This is a genomic window from uncultured Kiloniella sp., assembly GCF_937128705.1.
In the GTDB taxonomy this organism is placed as follows: domain Bacteria; phylum Pseudomonadota; class Alphaproteobacteria; order Kiloniellales; family Kiloniellaceae; genus Kiloniella.
Window position 1 is genome coordinate 1 of sequence record NZ_CAKZMP010000129.1, and the last position, 18843, is coordinate 18843.

Below are 18843 nucleotides of genomic sequence, written 5' to 3' on the forward strand. Positions count from 1 at the left end.
GCCTTCTTTACCAACACGTTCCATTGCTTCAGCAATCATGTTGCCGATTTCAGCTTCGCCGTTTGCAGAGATTGTACCAACCTGTGCAACTTCTTCAGATGTTTTGATCTGTTTAGCAGAAGCTTTAAGAGCTTCAACAGCTGTAGTAACAGCCAAATCCATACCGCGCTTAACGTCCATTGGGTTCATGCCAGCAGCAACAGCTTTTGCGCCTTCACGAACAAGACCCTGGGTCAAAACGGTCGCAGTTGTTGTACCATCACCAGCAACATCGTTGGTTTTGGAAGCAACTTCGCGAACCATCTGTGCGCCCATGTTTTCAAACTTATCAGAAAGTTCGATTTCTTTCGCAACAGAAACACCATCTTTGGTGATACGTGGCGCACCAAATGATTTGTCGAGAACAACGTTACGACCTTTAGGGCCGAGAGTAACTTTTACAGCGTTTGCAAGTACATCTACGCCACGCAGCATTTTATCGCGAGCGTCAGTACCAAATTTTACGTCTTTAGCAGCCATAATTCATAATTTCCTTTAATTTAGGGACCAGTAATCCAGTAATATTGATGCTTATTTAAAGCCAATATTATTGAAGAATGCCCATAATGTCGGACTCACGCATGATCAGCAGAGTTTTGCCGTCAAGCTTCACTTCTGTGCCGGACCACTTACCATAAAGAACAGTGTCGCCTTCTTTAACGTCGAGAGGAACAACTTTGCCATCATCGGAACGAGCGCCACTGCCAACAGCAGTAACTTTACCCTGCATTGGTTTTTCTTTAGCAGTGTCGGGAATGATGATACCACCGGCAGTTTTTTCTTCCTGGTCAAGCGGCTCAATAACAACACGATCGTGAAGAGGTTTGAAGCTCATAGATCAACTCCATCAGAGTATATTAATACAAAAAATATCGGGCACTAACGGTGAGAGATTTTTCGATTATTAGCACTCCCACCAATTGAGTGCTAAAAGCCATATAGATTGCAGGTACTAGGATGTCAACCAATGGAGAAAAAAATAATTGAAATGATTTCTTATTCTTCCAGTTCATCTTCGATCGGATTTATACCGAACTTACTGATAAACTTATCTGCATCAGCCTGAAGAATAGAAAGAGAAACCCAGACACCTTCTTCATGATGGTCTTGTTCCAGAACTTTGGCATTATCATGTAACCACGATAACGCGGCGCCATTCTCATAGGGAATTTCAAACTCATATACAAGATTTTGCGCATCGAGCAGTCGCTCAACCGTATGCAGGAATTCAGAACACCCCTCGCCCGTTATAGCAGAACAAAGAAGGGTCGTTTCCTGATGACCAGATTGGATCTCCAAAGAGGCTTTTATATCTTCAGAAAGCAAGTCTGATTTATTCCAGACCTCTATCATGTTACTTTGAATATCCGGGTCTAATTCCAGATCATTCAAAACAGCCTTTACATCGTCTTTCTGGGCTTCAGTATCTTCGTGCGAAACATCTCTGACATGTACCAGAACATTTGCCTCTCTGACCTCTTCCAAAGTGGCACGAAACGATGCAATCAGGTCTGTTGGCAATTCAGAAATAAATCCAACAGTATCCGATAAAATAATCTCGCGCCCGGATGGCAGATTAACCCGACGCATGGTTGGGTCCAAGGTGGCAAACAAAAGATTTTCGGCAAAAACCTTTGATTCAGTCAGTCGATTAAAGAGTGTCGATTTTCCTGCATTTGTATAGCCGACCAACGAAACAATCGGAAACGGTACTTTCCGACGCGCTGAACGATGTAGCTCGCGCGTTTTCTTTACCATTTCAAGATCACTTTTCAAACGGACGATTTTCTCGTCAATCAAACGTCTGTCAATCTCAATCTGTCGCTCGCCCGGACCGCCCATAAAGCCTGCACCACCACGCTGACGTTCAAGGTGTGTCCAAGACCGCACCAACCTTGAACGCTGATAGCTTAGCTGGGCCAAATCAACTTGCAGCTTTCCTTCTTTGGTACGCGCGCGTTCTCCGAAAATCTCAAGAATAAGTCCGGTTCGATCAATGACCTTGGCTTCCCATCCCTTTTCAAGATTGCGCTGTTGCACAGGCGTCAAAGCTGTATCCACGATAACGACTTCAACCTCATTAGCGTGAATGTAGTCGTGATACTTTTCAATTATACCAGAACCAAACAGAGTTGAAGGTTTTGGTCGCGCAACCGTAATGACTTCATGACGGATGATCTCTAGATCAATTGCCAAGGCCAAGCCATAAGCTTCTTCCAACCGAGCTTCGGAAGAACGCGTTGACTGAGAAGATTTTTTTAATTCCGGATGAAGTACAATGGCGCGGACCTGCTTTTTACGATCCACGCCATCATCAATAAATTTTGAGCCCATATATATCAGAAAAACCTATTAAGGTTATGATTCTGCTCCGCCTTCGTCATCTTTGCCCGGATCAAATAATTGAACTGGTGACGCAGGCATAATTGTAGAAATTGCGTGTTTGTATACGAGTTGTGCATGTGCATCACGACGAAGCAATACAGAGAAATTATCAAACCAGGAGATAATACCTTGTAACTTTACGCCATTTACCAAAAAGACCGTTACCGGGACTTTGTTTTTGCGAATCGTATTCAGGAATACATCCTGTACGTTCTGTGATTTTTCCGCGGCCATCGCGTTTAATCCCCTTATTAGTTTTTATTGCGTGTTTTTATTGGTTGGTATTGTTAGCTTTTGGGGTTGTGTCCAAAAATCAGACAAGTGAGATTCTTTATCATTATGCTGAGGAAATACAACCCCCCATCAACAAAGGACTTTAAAATATTCAAATTTTCTAAGATAAAAAGATCTTCATTTCTCCGCAGGATTTAAAATGAAGTGCAGGTTTACACCCAATAAACTCTTCCGCTTTAGGTGGCTCTGGACGAACCAAGACTGGATAACAAGCACAATTACACGCACACTGAAGATCAATATCAGTATCTCCAACAAACCATACATGTTCATTCAAGGAAATATCACTACCCTTTAGCGCAAGATCCATTACTACAGGGTCTGGCTTATCTTTTTCTGCATCATTAGCGCCGATAATGTTCTGAAAAAATTTATCCCAGCCTAATTTCGACACTTCTTTACGCAGAATATATCCCTTTTTATTACTCACAATAGAAAGATAAATACCTTTGGACACCAAAAACTCCAAGAGTTCCTTTGCATGAGGCAAAGGTGTTAAAACATCCAGATGGCTAGCTTCGTAGGTATTATAAAAAATTTTGGTCGCTGCATCGACTTTATCACCAAAAATCAAAGGGAAACTCTCACGTGCAGAAGCGCGAACCCTATCTTTAGCCTCTTCGAGTGTCCAGGGAACCATACCCATTTCTTCGAAAGTGACAGAAAGAGCGTGATGGATCGAAACCCAGCTATCAATTAATGTATTGTCCCAATCAAAAACGACCGCTTTGGGGGAAGAAAATGTCATAAGTATTCTATATCTCTAATTTCATAAAAATGAATATTGCATAAAAAAGATTATTGGAAGCATCCTCCTAGAAAAACTCGAGCTTAACGGCAAACAGCTTTTCTATTTTTTTGACGGCTTCAGCAGCAGAGAAAATCACAACAAGATCATGTGATCTGACAATAGTGCCGCCTCGTGGAATGATAACCTCACCATCTCTGACAATGGCGCCAACGATTACACCCGGTGGCAGTTTTGCTTCTCGAATTGGCACACCCACTAAGCTTGATGTTTCGAGAGCTTCAGCCTCAATAACTTCACCAAGCCCATCAGCAATTGTATGTACTGAACGGATACGCCCTCTTCTAACGTGTTGTAATATGTTAGACACCGTAATGCTACGCGGATTAACAACAGTATCAATACCCAGAGTACTGATAAGTGGTGCATAGGACGTTGTGTTGATCAGTGTCACCGCACGTTTACAGCCATGCCGTTTTGCCAATAGAGAAGTAAGGATATTCACCTCGTCATCATTTGTAACAGCGACGATGGTTTCAGTCGTGGAGATATTAGCTTCGTTCAGAATTTCTGCATCAAGAGAATCACCATGAATAACAACAGTCCGCTTCAATGACTTGGCAACAAACTCAGCACGTTTTTTGTCCAACTCAATCAATTTAAGCTTCACTTGAGGGTGATTTTCCTCCACAGATTTGGCAAGATATAACCCGATGTTACCACCGCCAATAATAACGACTCTTCTTGCTTCTGATTCAGCATGACCAAAGGCATCCATTGCCCTGCTGAGGTGACCATGATCAAGCACAAGATACACATCATCATCAGGACGCAATTCGTCATCAGGTGTCGGAACAAAGCCCTTCCCTTGGCGAAAAATACCTACAACAACGACATTCAAAGTAGGGAAAAGCTCTGTTAATTGCCTAAGAGGTGTATGAATAATGGGTGTATTTTCTGTACAGTGCACACCAATCAAGCTCACTTTGCCATCAGCTAACGGATAAACATCAAATGCGCCCGGTATTTGAAGACGCTTTTCAATAGCTGCGGCAACCTCAATTTCAGGTGAAATAATCACATCAATAGGCATGTGATCCCGTGTAAAAAGATCTGACCACATCGGATCCAGATAATTTTGTTCGCGGATACGGGCTATCTTTGTTGGCACATCGAACATCGAATGACAAATCTGACACGCGACCATGTTGACTTCGTCAGCATGGGTAACCGCAATAATCATATCCGCTTCAGAAGCACCAGCTTTTTCAAGGACATTTGGGTGCGAAGCAAAACCAACAACACCTTTGACATCCAGAGAGTCCGTAATCTTGTTTACCAAACCAGGATCACGATCAATCACAGTGATATCGGCATTCTCACTTGCAAGATAGCGGGCAATATTAAAACCCACCTGGCCAGCACCACAAATAACTACTTTCATAACAGGATCCTAAATCCGTAATTTATTCAGCTTCGGTCTGTCGAAATACCAAGAGTTCTCAACTTACGATGCAAAGCAGATCGTTCCATACCAATAAATGTAGAAGTTTTCGAGATATTTCCACCAAAGCGCATAATTTGTGCCTCAAGATACCTTTTTTCAAAAAGCTCACGCGCATCTCTCAAGGATAATGACATAAGGTCTTCTTGCCCTGAAGCACCAGATGAAACAGACGGAGATATTGAACCAATGTCAGGTGGCATCATCTCAGCTGAAATAACTTCATCCCCCTCACCCGGCGCCATTATTAACAACCAATCAATAACGTTCCTGAGCTGCCGAACATTACCTGGCCATTCATAAGCCTGAAGGGATGCCAGTGCATCCTGAGCCAAGGGACGCGCGGGGATACCATTCGTTTTGGCAGACAGGTCCATAAAGTATTCTATCAAGTCAGGTATATCATCCCGTCGGTCGACTAAGGCAGGCACGACCAATGGCACAACATTCAAGCGATAATAAAGATCTTCTCTAAACTCACCGGCAGCGATCAAAGCCTGTAAGTCTTTGTTTGTAGAGGCGATAACTCGAACATCAACGTCAACTTCGACATCTCCACCGACCCTGGTAAAGGACTGCTCTTGCAAAACACGGACAATTTTCCCCTGTGTTTCAAGGGGCATGTCCGCAACTTCATCAAGTAAGAGAGTTCCCCCATGAGCCTGCTCAAAAGTACCAAGCCTTATAGAGGTTTCCCCGTCTTCATCTTTGCTTTCTGTGCCGAATAATTCACTTTCCAACCTATCGGGATGCATTGTGGCACAATTCAAAGCCACAAAAGATCCGTTACTCCGCGCAGATTGCTGGTGTAATTGACGAGCAACAACCTCTTTACCTGCACCTGCAGGCCCGGTTATTAAAACACGGCTGCCCGTGGGCGCAACTTTATCCAACGCCTGCTGAAGCTGAACTACTGGGGCCGAAGAACCAATTAATGACGATTGTACAGCTGCACTAACCTTCAAACGCTCATTCTCACGCCGCAATTCAGAAAGTTCTATTGCCCTATTGATTATTAGAAGCAATCGATCCGATTTAAATGGTTTCTCAACAAAATCAAACGCACCAATTTTTATGGCACTTACCGCAGTCTCAATTGTGCCGTGACCTGACATCATAACAACAGGTAAATCACTATAATCGTGTTTGATTGCTTCTAGAATGCCAATACCATCCAGCTCAGAATTATTTAGCCATATATCCAGTACAACCAAGCTAGGGCGACGGGCATGAATTGTCGCAAGAGCTTCCTGACTATTGGCAGCCTCTCTGACGACATAGCCTTCATCTTCCAGAATACCACTTAGTGCCATCCTGATATCGGCTTCATCATCAACAATGAGAATTTCGCGGGTCATCTAATCAATCTACTTAAATTTGTTAAAGTATTTATTTGCTGGTAATTGGGAAAACCAAGTGCACTTGCGCACCAATTATTTCACCAGTTTGATCCAAATTATCTTCAAGGACAAGAGAGCCACTATGATCTTCCATAATTTTCTTAACAATAGCCAACCCTAAACCTGTCCCCTTCTCTCTATTCGTTACATATGGTTCAGTCAGCTTTTCACGATCTCCAGAAGGCAATCCCTTCCCTGTATCCTTAATAATGACAGAAATTTCAGTATCTGACTTTTCCAAAAATACTTTAATTGTTGCCTCTGTGCCCCTATTTCCTTCTTCCAGCTTCCCTTCGATAGACTCCCCTGCGTTCAACAATAAATTCGTTAAGACACGATTGATTTGCTCGGGATCACAGGAAAGAAGAATATTTTCGTCAGGAACAATCGTTTCAAAATCAATTCCTTGTTGCGCGGTATCCTGTAGAAAAACAGATTCTTTAATAAGCTTAGTCAAATCGGTTTCTTTCATTTTGGGGACTGGCATCCTCGCAAATGAAGAAAACTCGTTTACCATTGTGCCGATATCAGTCACGTGTCGAATAATGGTATCGATACAAAGTTCAAAGGTCTTTTTATCGCTCTCTATCTCTTTTAAATACTTACGTTTCAACCGTTCAGCAGAAAGTTGAATTGGTGTAAGTGGATTTTTTATTTCATGGGCAATACGTCTGGCAACATCAGACCAGGCCGCTTTGCGTTGAGCAGAAACCAGTTCAGTAATATCATCAAAAGTAATTACGAAACCGATAATTTCAAAATCATCTCCAAGCTCTGCAACGGTACGCAACAACAAGGTACGTTGCACACCATTTTCTTGGGTATAGGGGATGTGTTTTTCTACCGGACGCAGAGGTCTGGATTTGGCTTCCTCTACAAATTCAGCAACTTCCGGCATCACCACGGAAATGTGCTGCCCACGAAGTTCGGCAAATTGATCGACAAAAAATGCTGACGCAGATCTATTAGGTAGAGTGATTTCCGCTTTTGCATTCAAACCAATCACACCAGCAGTAACCCCGCCCAGGACAGCCTCAATAAACCTTGTACGTTCATCCAATTGAGCATTGGTACTCATCAATTCCTGTTGTTGGCGCTGCAATTCCCCCGTCATCAAATTAAAGGTACGAGATAAACGTCCGATTTCATCATCAGATTTATTCGAAATAACCCGTGTCTCGAGATCACCTTCGCGTACCTTTTCAGCCGCAGCAATCAAGTTTCCAATCGGTCCCGTCAGATTATTGGAAAAGGTTAGACCAACCCACACAGAGGCCAAAAGGATCATCAACGCAACAATCGCAAAAATCATAGCAAAGGTAAGAACAAAGCCAGAGCGTTGTCCTTCAAGATCAGTATAAAGAGCAACAGCACTTTTTGCGCGATCAATATGTTTTAAAATGTTTGGATCAATCGGGCGACCAACAATGAGGAAGGAGCCATCAAACCCCCCAAGATAAACAAGCGCACGAACGCGATCATTATTTTCAGCATTGAGAATAACAACCTCACCATTAATAGCATTATTTATCGCAAAATCAGGTATTTCTGGCGCAAAGTTAAGTAAAAAACTAAACGCAGCTTTCCCCTGAACCTGACCCGATTGATCAAAAACAACCGCTTCGGTTAAATTAAGGCGATTAGCGCGATCGGTCAAAAAAGCATCAAATTGATCTTCATTCTGTATCAACAGATTCAAAGACTGGCCAAGGTCGAATGAAATGGACAAGGCATCAGCAACAATACCCTGCTGATGCTCGTTGAGATAAGATTCAGCAACTGCGTATGATTCCTTTACCGCAGTACTCACTTTCTCGTTGAACCACCCCTTTAACCCAAATTCAAAAAAACCAACAGAAACCACGGCAACAATGATGGTGGGCGTTACAGCGACCAGACTAAATAAACCAACCAAACGAGAATGCAGTTTTGCACCAGCAAGCCCCTGCTTTCTCTCAAGCCACAAAAGGACAAGTCGCCTGACAACAATTGCCAGCAAAGCCATCAATAGGATAAAATCCGCCGTCAGCAAAAGAAGAATAAACTGCGGATCATTTGCCTGGGAAAGATCACCAGAAAGAGCAGAAAAGGTTGTAATCCCACTAATGCTGGTGGCGATAAACAAAATAATCGCAAGCTTCCTCTCTAGGCCAACACGTTTTGCCCAAAGAGATGCATTTAACCAAAAGCCGTTATTTTCCACACCTGAATCACTACCAGATACAGAACTCTGATTATCTTGTGTCTGATCAATCATTACTTAGCACCCTTGATCACTGACACTTCCAACTCTTTAATTTTTTTTCGCAAGGTATTTCTGTTTAATCCCAGAAGCTTAGAGGCTTGTATTTGATTGCCATTTGTCGAAGCCAATGTAAGCTCAATCAAGGGCTTTTCAATTTCCTTTAAAATTCTATCGTACAATCCTGTTGCCGGCAGGTCAGGAAAATGGGCCGCAAAATATTCACTGAGGTGCCGTTCTACAGCTTCACCAAGAGATTCATTTAATGCAGGAGCAGCGGCTGGACTTGCCTGATTTTCTTCAGCATTCGCCCCTTTGGAAATAAGACTAAGCTCATGCTCAACGATATCGTGTGAAATAACATCCTGACTGTAGAGAACAGTTAAGCGTCGAACGACATTTTCCAGTTCACGAATATTACCGGACCAATAATTGTTTCTTAAAGACGCCATAGCGCCTTGATCAATCACCTTACCAGGCAAACCTTCCTGCTCGCATAACCGTAAAAAATGCGATACCAACTCGGGTATGTCCTCAGCGCGCTCCCTTAGTGGCGGCAACCTCAACGGCACCACACTCAGTCGATAGTACAGATCTTCCCTGAAGTTCCCCTGCTCGACCATTTGGGCAAGGTCTCTATGCGTAGCAGTGATAATGCGGACATCTGCCTTTATGGGTACACGTCCGCCAACTGTCGTAAATTCATTTTCCTGTAAAACACGCAAAAGCCTTGTTTGAGCTTCCAGCGGCATATCACCGATTTCATCCAGAAACAAAGTCCCACCAGCGGCCTGCTCAAAACGCCCAGAATATCGCGCTGTTGCACCTGTAAAAGCCCCTTTTTCATGCCCAAAAAGCTCACTTTCAATCAACTCTTTAGGAATGGCTGCCATATTTACAGCCACAAAAGGCCCCTCTTTTCTTTTCCCATAATCATGAAGAGCACGCGAAATCAACTCCTTACCGGTGCCAGATTCTCCTGTCACCATCACGGTCAGATCCGTCGCCATCAACCGGGCCATAACTCGATAGATTTCTTGCATGGCAACAGAGCGCCCGATCAAAGGTAGCTGTTCTTCCGGGTTGCTATCAACTTCTTCAACGATTTCGGCAGGCTCAGAAAGTGCCCGCTTAACAGTTAAAGATAACTCCTTGAGATCAAAAGGTTTTGGCAAGTACTCAAACGCGCCACGCTCTGTTGCTTTTACGGCTGTTAATAGTGTGTTTTGCGCAGACATCACAATAATGCGTAACTCAGGTCTGATCTTTTTTATTCGCGGGATAAGGTCCAGACCATTTTCATCCGGCATCACAACATCAGTGATTACCAGGTCGCCCTCACCTTTGGCTACCCATTGCCATAATGACGCCGCACTACTTGCTGCTTGTACACGATACCCCTCTCGCCCTAATGCGTGCGTCAGAACAGTTCTTATCGCCTGATCATCGTCAGCAATCAAGATAGTCGCATCACTCATGACGGGTCCCTTAAGTCACTATCAGTGTGTTTTATTTTTTTATTTCTTAAATCTTTAGGCACAAGCGGCAGGCTAACTGAGAATTTAGTGGATTTAGGTGCACTTTGCAGTTCAATAACCCCGCCGTGCTCTTCAACAACCTTGGAAACCAGCGCCAAACCAAGCCCTTTACCTCCAGATTTTGTTGAAACGAAAGGGTCAAAAAGATGCTCATGAAGATCAGCCGAAATACCCGGCCCGTTATCTTCAACCGTCACCAACAAAGGAAGATCCATACGCTCATTCCCCCCCTGTAATCTCATCCTTACACCTTGCTGATAACTTGTTGTTAAAGTGACATCGCCACCCTCTTTACCAAGTGCTTCGACAGCATTTTTAATTAGATTGAGAAAAGCCTGTATCAGAAGATCCCTGTTCCCATATACCTCTGGAAGCGAAGGGTCATATTTCTCGGTAAACTTGACGTTCTGCCCAAACCCGGTTTCAGCAAGAAGCCTTACATGGGCTAAAACCTCGTGAATGTTAACGGCCTCCCGTTGCATTGGGCGGGTATCTGAGAACATCTCAATACGGTCAACCAAGGTAACGATGCGGTCTGCCTCATCACATATCAGCTTGGTGAGTTGCCGATCATCCTCACCTGCGCTTAGCTCTAATAACTGGGCTGCGCCCCTAATACCAGATAGCGGGTTTTTTACTTCGTGGGCAAGCATAGCCCCCATAGCCGTAATTGACCTTGCTGCATTACGATGTACAAGTTGATGGTCAATTTTTCGCGCGATAGACTGCTGTTGAAGTGTGACAACACTAAACCCCGGCCGGTCATGCATCGGTGAGATAACAACGGCAACTAAATGCGTTCCAATTCTTGGTGTTTCAAGTCGCACGCCATATTCAGCAACAGAACTCTCTTCTCTTTGAGTCTGTTCAACCAAATGAACGATCTGAGAATCTTCCGAAAAGTGAGTACTTAAAAGGCTACCAACTAAAACCACTTTGCTCGATTGCAAGAACTGTTCAGCAGACTGATTAACAAATACAATCGCCTTATCCGGCCCAACAACAAACACTGGATCCGTTAAAGAATTCAATACGCTTAGAGATTCTGAATTTTCGTCAAGAGACAAAGGACCATATCTATCTGACGCTAACGCCACCTTTTGCCTCGAATCACCGCTTACAGAGCTTTTGGTCATGCTGCTTTATCAATGTGCGGTTGGAAATATTCTCCCAACATTTTGATTACGACGTCTGGTTCATTAACTTTATTTATTTCAGCCCGAAAAGAAGCTGAGTCAGGAAGCCCCTTACAATACCAAGCCAAATGTTTTCGCGCGATAGCAACACCCTTGCGTTCACCATAATGGGATAACATCGCATCATAATGCTCACAAATAAGCTCGTATATTTCTTTTAAGTCCGGCTCATCAACATGCGTTCCATCGCGCAGATACTGACTGACTTCTCGCAAAAGCCATGGCTTGCCATAGCATCCCCGACCAATCATCACACCATCAGCACCCGAAACCTTCATTGCCTGTTTAGCATCTTCTGGGGTTAGAATATCACCGTTAATTACAACGGGGACTTTAACTGCATCTTTGACAGCACGCACAGCTTCCCAATCCGCTTCCCCTTTATACATCTGGTTTCTTGTGCGGCCATGAACGGTAATCATTTGAATACCGACGTTCTCTGCACGCTTTGCCAGTTCAGGTGCGTTCCGGTTGGTGTCATCCCACCCCAACCGCATCTTAACAGTAACGGGGACATCAACAGCCTTTACTGTGGCGTCCATTATATCTTCGGCCAGCACCTCATCTTTCATAAGAGCTGATCCCGCATATTTGGAAACGATCTTTTTAACCGGGCAACCAAAGTTAATATCGATAATAGCTGCCCCACGATCGACGTTCATCTTTGCAGCTTCAGCCATTATGCTTGGGTCACACCCCGCCAATTGCACAGCCATAGGAAATTCCTCGGCACAATTCGTACTTAATTTGAGTGACTCTCGACTCTCTTGAAGCATCGCCTTGCTGGCTATCATTTCTGAAATCACGAGCCCTGCACCATAGCGTTTGACCAAACGTCGATAAGGCATGTCTGTTACGCCAGACATTGGAGCGAGTAAAACCGGGTCCTCGATCAATATCGGACCAATTGAAATGCTCATTCGTTGTGCACCATTCACAATCGCCTAAGATTTAGGCAAACAAGAAAAGCTGGTTATACAGCCTTTGCCCGCTCTTGCGAAGAGGAATGTGTAAAAAACGAGTGAAAATTTTGATTTATCAAGCCAGCAGAACGTCTGTTACAAACTTCACACCGGGATAAGCAAGGGTCAACAATAGATAAACCGCCAGAACAAAACGAACGGCACTCTGCCCTCGTATACCAATAAATTTGTGCAATATTAAAAGAATGGCAATAACCACAAAGGCGATCAGTGCAAGCAGTGATTTATGATCAAAACCCAAGAAATGACCCGATGCTGAATACTGACGGGCAAATCCTGTCAATATCCCCAAACCGAGAACCACCTCGGCCATCGTCAATAAACTTACCTGAAATCGATCAGCATCATACACCGAAGGTAACTTGATTAAAAACGGGCTTTCGACCTTCTTTAACTTCAAGGCACGTTCTCGTAACTGTACTGATACAGCAGAAATAGCGGCCAATGTACAAAGAGCGTATGTCAAGATAGATGCCAAAATGTGCAGCACCAGCCAGTTGTCCATACTTTCGATAGGATTTGCAGTTGCTGATTGCCCCTCCCAAACAACTGCGAATACACCAAGCACAAACAGATAGGGCGCAAGTAAGAGAGCGAGTTTTTCAAACTCTTTTACCAGTAGAGAGAAACACAAAAACAACAACAGGCTAAATGATATCGTAATCCAAAGGGATATACTCACACCGCCATCCCAATGCCCCATAAGATGAATCATGGTGGTGAAGCTAGATCCAACCAGAGCAATAAACAATGCGGCTCTCATGAGAAAAGCAGAACTGTCCGTCTTTGATATCCAGGGTATCAATATCGCTGGCAACATCAAAATAAGTGCAAGCATTCCCCAAAAAACGGTCATAATCGTACCTTCTTACTAGACATCTGATTAGCCTTTGTTACATATCATTTTGTTACTACTGTAAATTAGCCTAAATTGGCAAGAATCGAAATCAGGAGAATACGCCTATGTCCGAAACCTGGGCAATCATTGTCGCCGCAGGCAGGGGCCGCCGTGTAGGAACTGACCTTCCAAAGCAGTATCTCAAGTTAGGTGATACCAGTATTCTTGCCCTGACACTCGATAATTTTTTTAAACACCCAGACATTGATGGGGTTCTTGTTGTCATTCACCCTGATGATGAAGAGCTTTTTAAGCACGAGTGCCCTGAGTTTATTAACAAGGCCCGTATTGCTTTTGGGGGTGCGACACGTCAGGAATCAGTATTAAACGGCTTACAAGCCCTAGCAAAAACAAATCCCAACGTTGTCCTTGTCCATGATGCTGCTCGTCCCTTTACCAACCATGATGTTATCACTAACCTCGTTCACGCAGGCATCTCTGGAAAAGCAGCCATTGCCGCCTCTCCGGTTGTGGATAGCCTTAAGCAGGTTATTAATAATAAAATCACAAAAAATATTTCCAGAGACGAACTTTGGCATGCACAAACCCCCCAGGCATTTCCCTTTGACTTAATACGTGATGCGCATATAGCCACCAACAATCTGGAAAATTACACAGATGATGCCGCTGTTGCAGAAGCATTCGGCCATCAGATATCAATTGTAAAATCTGGCAAAGATAATTTTAAAATCACGACACCGGAAGATTTGATTCAGGCAACCATGGTCCACAACAACAACAACAACAACAAGCAAACTAAAGAGCTAAATATGGAAAGCAGAACTGGCTTTGGATACGACGTACACTGCTTTGAAGAAGGCGACCACGTCACACTTTGCGGTGTTGAAATCCCGCATTCAAAAAAACTCAAAGGCCATTCCGACGCTGATGTTGGTTTGCATGCACTGACCGATGCGATACTTGGTGCGTTGTGTGAAGGCGACATTGGGACCCATTTTCCACCTAGCGATCCACAATGGAAAGGTGCATTGTCGGACCAGTTTCTTATTTTTGCGCGTGACCGGGTTCTAGCCCGAGACGGCAAAATCATACATGTCGATGTAACGATTGTTTGTGAAAGACCTAAAATAGGTCCGAACAGAGACCTTATGGTTGCAAAGATGGCCGAAATACTGGACATCGCCCCCAGCCGTGTCAGTATTAAAGCCACCACATCAGAAAAGTTAGGCTTTACAGGTCGGGAAGAAGGTATTGCCGCTCAGGCAGTTGCAACAATTCAACTCCCTTCAACCGATTAAACCAGACCAAACAAATTAACATTGTAAAGACGCGCATATGTCTCAAAAACAACTCTCATTTTTTCACCCTGCCGCCTTGATTTCAACTTGGTTCGGCGCTGGCCTTATAAAATTCGCCCCCGGCACGTGGGGTTCGCTAGCAGCACTTCCTTTTGCCTGGGTGATATCTGATTGTATAGGCCCTATCGGCTTGATCATCGCCTCCCTCATCGCTTATGGCGTTGGGATTTGGGCAAGCGGCCAATATTCAACAGCACTTGGCAAAGAAGACCCCGGCGCCGTTGTTATTGACGAAGTTGCAGGCCAATGGCTTGCGCTAGCCTTTGTTCCTTTAAACCCAGCTCTTTTCCTAATTAGCTTTTTGATTTTTCGCTTCTTTGACATCGTCAAAGTTTTTCCAGCTAACTGGTTAGATCAAAATGTCAAAGGCGGCCTGGGTATTATGTCTGACGATATGGTCGCTGGATTATACGCCCTGATAACATTTTACCTTCTTTATGAATTTATCCCCTATACTAGTGAGCTTCTACAACGCTTTTAGGAAGCCATCATGTCCCTGACGTCAGAGATTAATACCCTTGCTACGGAAATCCTTGAACTCTGTCGCGCTAAGGGCTTTCAAATTGCCACCGCAGAATCATGCACCGGAGGATTAATTGCAGGCGCCTTAACCGAGATTGCAGGATCTTCAGATGTCGTGGACAGAGGTTTTGTTACCTACTCAAATGAAGCAAAACATGAAATGCTTGGTGTCCGTACAGAACAAATATCGATGCACGGCGCTGTCAGTTCACCAGTTGCATCGTCAATGGCCGAAGGCGCAATGAAACACTCTAATGCTCAGCTAACAGTGTCTGTAACAGGCGTTGCAGGTCCCGGCGGCGGAACGTCACAAAAACCTGTTGGTACTGTATTTATCGGAACTGCATTAGAAAATGATCGTACCCTCTATCAAAGTTATCGATTTGAAGGTGATCGGACATCTGTTCGACAACAAACTGTTCATGCGGCCCTTTCTTTCTTAAAAAACAGACTTTTATGAACACACATATTGACGAAAAATCATCTCCAAGGGATCGCATTGCATCTCTTGCGGATGTCCCTCTTAGCCAACTTATCCTAGCATTTATTTTATTCTTGGTTGCCATCAAAGGCATCGCCTATTTCCTATCTGCTTTTTTCTCAGCAACAGAAAATGGTTCATCCATTTCGTACCCACTAATCCTTATAGTTCTGATACAGAATTTACTTATTCTAATTATAGTACGAAATGTCCTGCTAAAAAAATACGGTCTGAATTGGCAAAACCTCGGATTATTACCGACATCAGTAAATTGGTGTTATCGCGCGATACTTTTAACCTTACCGCTCGTCGCTACAGTTGGCATTGTAAATGTCGCGGCTACACAATTAATCAACACTGAATTCGTCAATCCACAGCTTGAAATGCTGGCTCCTCAAGGATTTAAGTGGGATGCCTATATTATAACAATGATCGCAACAGGCATTATTGCCCCCTTTGGTGAAGAGGTTGTTTTTAGAGGCGTCATTCTTGGGTGGCTTGACCAAAAATTTGGTAAGTATATCGCAATTTTGATCAGTTCACTGCTCTTTGCCTCAACTCACGGCATCCCAGCTTTAATCCCAGCACTAATGGTCGCCGGGATAGCTTTTGCCGGGATCGTTTACAAAAGCCAATCTCTTTGGCCAGCAATCATTCTACATTCGGGATTTAATATGTTTATGACAACGGCGCTTTATTATGCGCTTTCTCAGGGTGCAAATCTTCCCGGAACACAATAAGTTTATCCGACCTCTTCATATCTCATTACGCTGATATAAATAAAAGAGTCTTTAAAGCTATTGAGCTTTAGGCTGACGCCCGGTCTTCACCGTCATACGGTTCATACAAAGTCGCAGCTCTGGTTTCAAATGCATGAACCATACGTCTGACAGCTTCATGGAAAAATGGCTCCATGATCAATTGCAGCATTTTTGATTTAAATTCAAAATCTACATGAAAATCGACAAGGCATCCTTCCGGATGCTCTTCAAAGATCCATGTATTGGTCAGGTACTTAAAGGGACCATCAACATAGGCAACATCAATACGTAACTGTTCACGATGCAGATCAACGCGACTGGTAAACTTCTCTCTGACCATCTTAAAACCGATGATTAGATCAGCAAATATCCTTGTATCCTGCCGACTCTTTATCCTAGACCCCACGCACCAGGGCAAGAAATCTGGATAGCGCTCGACATCGGCAACCATTTCGAAAACTTGCTCTGGTTTGAACTTCAGTACTTTTTTTTCAGCGTGAACGGGCATTTTTAGTGTCCAAAATCAAGAACGAGACAGCTTTTCTTCTCTGGCTTTTCTCAATTCCTGGAAATCTTCATCAGCATGATAGGACGACCGGGTCAAAGGCGTAGATGCAACATGCAAGAACCCTTTGTTATAGGCCATCTTTTCATAAAATTTGAATTCATCCGGATCGACAAACCTATCAACAGGATGATGCTTTGGCGTTGGCTGTAGATACTGCCCAATTGTCAGAAAATCCACATCAGCTGAACGCATATCATCCATAACCTGTAGCACTTCATCTTTACTTTCACCCAGTCCAACCATCAGTCCAGATTTCGTAAAGAGTGTTGGGTCAAGTTCTTTGGCGCGATCTAGAATTTTTAGACTGTGATAATAACGAGCACCAGGGCGCACTGTGGTATACAGACGCGGAACCGTTTCCAGATTGTGGTTAAACACATCTGGTTTTGCCTTTACCACAACTTCCAACGCACCATCTTTATGTCTAAAATCAGGTGTCAGAATTTCGATTGTTGTATCTGGTGCATCTTTGCGTGTCGCAGCAATCACTTTTGAGAAGTGCTCGGCACCACCGTCATCCAGATCGTCACGATCCACCGATGTAATCACCACATGACGCAACTGTAACTTAGCAACAGCCGCTGCAACGCTATAAGGTTCAAGCGGACTTAACGGATTAGGTTTACCCGTCGCGATATTACAGAATGAACAAGCTCGGGTACAAATCCCGCCCATGATCATCATTGTGGCGTGTTTTTTAGACCAGCATTCGCCAATATTAGGGCATGCTGCTTCTTCGCACACAGTATGAAGATTGTTATCACGCATTAGCTTGCGTGTTTCCTGATACCCTTTGGATACCGGTGCTTTTACTCTTATCCAAGAAGGCTTTCGCTGGATAGGAGAGTCGGGACGTTTGGCCTTTTCAGGGTGCCGCATCTTCGCACGGTCATCCTTTGTGGAAATAATACGCTCTGCGCGTTCTTTTCCCTCTAGCTGGGATGTTGTTTGTTCTGAAACCATGGTTTCTGTCATCAACTAACTCCGACCATTTCGCGAACCAAATACTACAATAGAAGAGGTTTACGCGCCGTTACTAACAGGAAGGCAGAAAACACCTTCCTGTCACATGCTGCAATACATATGGAATTACAGCAAAATCTCAAGCATTAAGATTGCCTGCGGCAAAATCACACCTAGAAGTGAATTGCCCGACCATAAGCATCCAGCACGGTGTCGCGCGCCTCATCCCAACTGATCACACGATCATCATCTTCGGGTAGCGGTGCATTCCGATCCCAATAATCCAGTTTGTCCTGCCCCATCCATTTGGCTTTCAGTGCGTAATAGCGGTGGGACAAGCGCGGATACGACTCTTGCACCGCTTTAGACAGTGCATCAACCACTTCGTCCTCCACCTGATTGGATAGATGCCGCATAGACATGGGGCTCTCGGCTCCGCGCCATTCATCCTCAATCGCTTTGTCTTTGGCGAGCGTGTTGGTGACCAGCGCAAATCGCCGCACATTCTCGCCAAACACCTTGCCCAGACTTTTCGCCGCGGCTTTTCGGACGGCCCCGTCGTTGGATGACAACAAGTGGAGCACTTCTTGCGACGCCATTTTTTTGCCGTCCATCTCAAACGTCAGACCGGCCATGGTCTCATCAAATAAACGCACCCATGCGCTCCGCCCAGACACACTCTTTTCATGCAGCAGCTTTTCCAGATCATCATCCAGCTGGTAGGGTTTCATCGCCCGAACATTATCAATCCACGGTTTGTAGCGCCTCAGGGCATCCAACTTGTAATGCGCCTCGAAACGGGCATCATCAATACGGTTTAATTCTAGTGTGAAGAACAAAAGATCCGTTGAAATTGCGCTGATTTTTTCCTGCATATTTTGGAAAAATTTGCCAATCTCTGGATCAGACATATCGCCTGCATACACAAGATAAGCATAGGACATAATGCGTCCCAGAACTTCTTCCAGCGCCTCATATTCTTGCAAGGCTTTTAAAAAAGCA

At 44.2% G+C, this 18843-nt stretch carries 18 protein-coding genes and 1 pseudogene; 4 read left to right on the forward strand and 15 right to left on the reverse strand.

Translation table 11 applies throughout. From position 1 onward, the window contains the following. From Q0241_RS07245 to ccsA, 12 genes are all read right to left on the reverse strand, one after another. On the reverse strand, positions 1-519 hold a 519-nt coding region (locus Q0241_RS07245; protein ID WP_299375335.1), incomplete at its 3' end, for a TCP-1/cpn60 chaperonin family protein. Positions 520-586: 67 nt separating this feature from the next. Beyond that, on the reverse strand, positions 587-874 hold the full coding sequence (groES, locus tag Q0241_RS07250) for a co-chaperone GroES (RefSeq protein ID WP_046509756.1): 288 nt from the start codon (positions 872-874) through the stop codon (positions 587-589). Between the two features lie 161 nt (positions 875-1035). Then, on the reverse strand, positions 1036-2373 hold the full coding sequence (hflX, locus tag Q0241_RS07255) for a GTPase HflX (RefSeq protein WP_299375342.1): 1338 nt from the start codon (positions 2371-2373) through the stop codon (positions 1036-1038). Between the two features lie 24 nt (positions 2374-2397). Continuing rightward, positions 2398-2658 carry an RNA chaperone Hfq gene (gene hfq, locus Q0241_RS07260; RefSeq protein ID WP_299375345.1) on the reverse strand — a complete coding sequence of 87 codons (261 nt, stop codon included), beginning with the start codon at positions 2656-2658 and terminating at the stop codon, positions 2398-2400. A gap of 160 nt (positions 2659-2818) precedes the next feature. Further along, entirely contained in the window at positions 2819-3466 is a 648-nt protein-coding gene (locus Q0241_RS07265) for an HAD hydrolase-like protein (RefSeq protein ID WP_299375349.1), read from the reverse strand. 67 nt (positions 3467-3533) lie between these two features. Beyond that, positions 3534-4910, reverse strand: a complete 1377-nt coding sequence (trkA, locus tag Q0241_RS07270) for a Trk system potassium transporter TrkA (RefSeq protein ID WP_299375351.1) — start codon at positions 4908-4910, stop codon at positions 3534-3536. A gap of 26 nt (positions 4911-4936) precedes the next feature. Continuing rightward, a complete protein-coding gene (locus tag Q0241_RS07275; RefSeq protein ID WP_299375354.1) occupies positions 4937-6328 on the reverse strand; it encodes a sigma-54 dependent transcriptional regulator in 1392 nt (463 codons plus the stop codon). A gap of 31 nt (positions 6329-6359) precedes the next feature. After that, a complete protein-coding gene (locus tag Q0241_RS07280) occupies positions 6360-8627 on the reverse strand; it encodes a PAS domain-containing sensor histidine kinase (protein WP_299375357.1) in 2268 nt (755 codons plus the stop codon). Next, complete coding sequence (gene ntrC, locus Q0241_RS07285) at positions 8627-10090, reverse strand: nitrogen regulation protein NR(I) (protein ID WP_299375359.1); 1464 nt, start codon at positions 10088-10090, stop codon at positions 8627-8629. The genes Q0241_RS07280 and ntrC overlap by 1 nt, the downstream gene beginning before the upstream one ends. Then, positions 10087-11286, reverse strand: a complete 1200-nt coding sequence (locus Q0241_RS07290; RefSeq protein WP_299375362.1) for an ATP-binding protein — start codon at positions 11284-11286, stop codon at positions 10087-10089. Before Q0241_RS07290 ends, ntrC begins: the two co-directional genes overlap by 4 nt. Next, positions 11283-12266: a tRNA dihydrouridine synthase DusB gene (gene dusB, locus Q0241_RS07295; protein ID WP_299375365.1), complete on the reverse strand. Its 984-nt coding sequence runs from the start codon at positions 12264-12266 to the stop codon at positions 11283-11285. The genes Q0241_RS07290 and dusB overlap by 4 nt, the downstream gene beginning before the upstream one ends. Positions 12267-12384: 118 nt before the next feature. Further along, on the reverse strand, positions 12385-13185 hold the full coding sequence (ccsA, locus tag Q0241_RS07300) for a cytochrome c biogenesis protein CcsA (RefSeq protein WP_299375368.1): 801 nt from the start codon (positions 13183-13185) through the stop codon (positions 12385-12387). Positions 13186-13292: 107 nt separating this feature from the next. Here ccsA and Q0241_RS07305 point away from each other — a divergent pair, with 107 nt between their 5' ends. From Q0241_RS07305 to Q0241_RS07320, 4 genes are read left to right on the forward strand one after another with little or no spacing between them, the layout of a single operon-like run. Further along, positions 13293-14486 (forward strand): bifunctional 2-C-methyl-D-erythritol 4-phosphate cytidylyltransferase/2-C-methyl-D-erythritol 2,4-cyclodiphosphate synthase, encoded by a 1194-nt coding sequence (locus Q0241_RS07305; RefSeq protein ID WP_299375371.1) that lies wholly within the window; start codon positions 13293-13295, stop codon positions 14484-14486. Positions 14487-14523: 37 nt separating this feature from the next. Further along, positions 14524-15027 carry a phosphatidylglycerophosphatase A gene (locus tag Q0241_RS07310; protein ID WP_299375374.1) on the forward strand — a complete coding sequence of 168 codons (504 nt, stop codon included), beginning with the start codon at positions 14524-14526 and terminating at the stop codon, positions 15025-15027. Between the two features lie 9 nt (positions 15028-15036). Then, positions 15037-15528: a CinA family protein gene (locus Q0241_RS07315; protein WP_299375377.1), complete on the forward strand. Its 492-nt coding sequence runs from the start codon at positions 15037-15039 to the stop codon at positions 15526-15528. Next, on the forward strand, positions 15525-16289 hold the full coding sequence (locus tag Q0241_RS07320) for a type II CAAX endopeptidase family protein (RefSeq protein WP_299375380.1): 765 nt from the start codon (positions 15525-15527) through the stop codon (positions 16287-16289). Before Q0241_RS07315 ends, Q0241_RS07320 begins: the two co-directional genes overlap by 4 nt. A 67-nt stretch (positions 16290-16356) precedes the next feature. Here the strand turns inward: Q0241_RS07320 and Q0241_RS07325 are convergent, their stop codons facing one another. From Q0241_RS07325 to Q0241_RS07335, 3 genes and pseudogenes are all read right to left on the reverse strand, one after another. Then, positions 16357-16818, reverse strand: coding sequence for a type II toxin-antitoxin system RatA family toxin (locus Q0241_RS07325; protein ID WP_299375383.1), 462 nt, complete (start codon positions 16816-16818; stop codon positions 16357-16359). Positions 16819-16833: 15 nt separating this feature from the next. Next, a complete protein-coding gene (gene lipA, locus Q0241_RS07330; protein ID WP_366941156.1) occupies positions 16834-17853 on the reverse strand; it encodes a lipoyl synthase in 1020 nt (339 codons plus the stop codon). Positions 17854-18014: 161 nt separating this feature from the next. Beyond that, positions 18015-18843 (reverse strand): annotated as a pseudogene (locus Q0241_RS07335) (oligoendopeptidase F); the annotation flags it as partial.